This is a genomic window from Peterkaempfera griseoplana, from assembly GCF_001418575.1.
GTDB classification, from domain to species: Bacteria; Actinomycetota; Actinomycetes; order Streptomycetales; family Streptomycetaceae; genus Peterkaempfera; species Peterkaempfera griseoplana.
Map to the genome: position 1 here is coordinate 1 of NZ_LIQR01000633.1, position 1,405 is coordinate 1,405.

The window sequence follows — 1,405 nt, forward strand, 5'->3', positions numbered from 1 at the left end:
GGCCGCCTGCTGGTCGCCGACATCTGGTACGCCGCCCGCCAGTACGCCGGCCACCTGGGCCGGGGCACCACCGTCCGCAGCCTGGGCCCCGCGTACTGGTACGGCAACCCCCTGCTGGGCGTCTCCCTGCTGCACGTCGTCAAGGACCGCGGACGCTGACGGCGGGCGGGGCGGGCGGCGGGCCGGAGCTCGGGCGGCAGGCCGCCCGGCTGGGCCCGGGCGACGGCGCTGACAGGCGGGGGCGCCCGGGACCGGGTGCGGCTCCGACGGCGCCGATGCCCCGCGTTGTCCACAGCCGACGGGCGGGAGTCGCCCGGCCGCGTGATGATGGTACGGCGGCCGGCACCGTCCGCCGCGGCTTCTCGCCCTGTGCCCCCGCCGAAGGCCCGTACCGGACGGACCCGATCTGGAAGGCGCCGATGGAACCCGATGACTTGACCGCCGCTCTCCTGCGCGACCTGCGTGTCACCAGGCCCCACCCCGCGGTGTCGCTGACCATGCCGACCCACCGCCGGGAGCCGGAGAACGCCCAGGACGAGGTACGCCTGCGCAATCTGCTGGCGGAGGCCGAACGCCGGATCGACGCGGACCCCAACACCTCCCGCCAGGCGCGGATCGCACTGCGCGAGCAGATGGAGCAGGCGGCTGCGGAGGTCGACCTGCGGCACGCGCTGGACGGCCTGGTGCTCTACGTCACCCCCGACGAGCACCAGATCTGGAGTGTGCCGCGGGAGGTGCCGGAGCGCGTGGTGCTGAGCGACAGCTTCCTCACCCGCAACCTGGTGGCCGCCCGCGCGCAGGCCCGTCCGCTGTGGGTGCTCGCGCTGTCCGCCGACCGGGCGACGCTGTGGAGCGGCAGCAGTGAGTCGCTGCACCAGCACCAGGGGGACGGATTCCCGGCCGTCCCCGAGGCGACCGAGTGGGACGTCCAGAACGAGCAGCGGACCGGCGGCACGCCGAGCACCTTCAGCGACGAGGAGACCCGCCGCTTCCTGCGCACGGTCGACACCGCGCTCGGCGCCGTACTGCAGTCGGACCCCCGCCCGCTGTACCTGGTGGGCCTCCCCGAAGCCGTCACCATGCTCCAGGAGGTGGGCACCTCCGCATCGGCGCCGGTCGGCACCGTCCTCAAGGGCGGCCTGGTGGACGGCCCCGACCGCGCCGGACTGGTCGCCGTCGAGGAGCACTTCCAGCGCACCGCGCGCCTGACCGACGGCCACCTGTCCCCCGCCGACGGCCGGACGGCGGAACGCGGGGAGGAGGGTGTGCGCGAGGACATCGTCGACGAGCTGCTGGAGACCGCCCTGGACAAGGGCACCGAGGTGGTCTTCCTGCCCGACGACCACCTTGCCGAACACGACCACATCGCCGCGGTGCTGCGGTACTGAGCCCTCAGCCCGCCCGG

The 1,405-nt window shown here is 74.7% G+C and carries 1 protein-coding gene; it reads left to right on the forward strand.

The window, feature by feature from the left end; genetic code table 11:
• Positions 1–419: 419 nt before the first annotated feature.
• Positions 420–1,388 carry a baeRF3 domain-containing protein gene (locus AOK09_RS34440; RefSeq protein ID WP_055591141.1) on the forward strand — a complete coding sequence of 323 codons (969 nt, stop codon included), beginning with the start codon at positions 420–422 and terminating at the stop codon, positions 1,386–1,388.
• Positions 1,389–1,405: the final 17 nt, after the last annotated feature.

Excerpts from the sequence above, each read along its gene's own strand:
- AOK09_RS34440 (WP_055591141.1), top strand. The coding sequence starts at position 420 with ATGGAACCCGATGACTTGACCGCCGCTCTCCTGCGCGACCTGCGTGTC.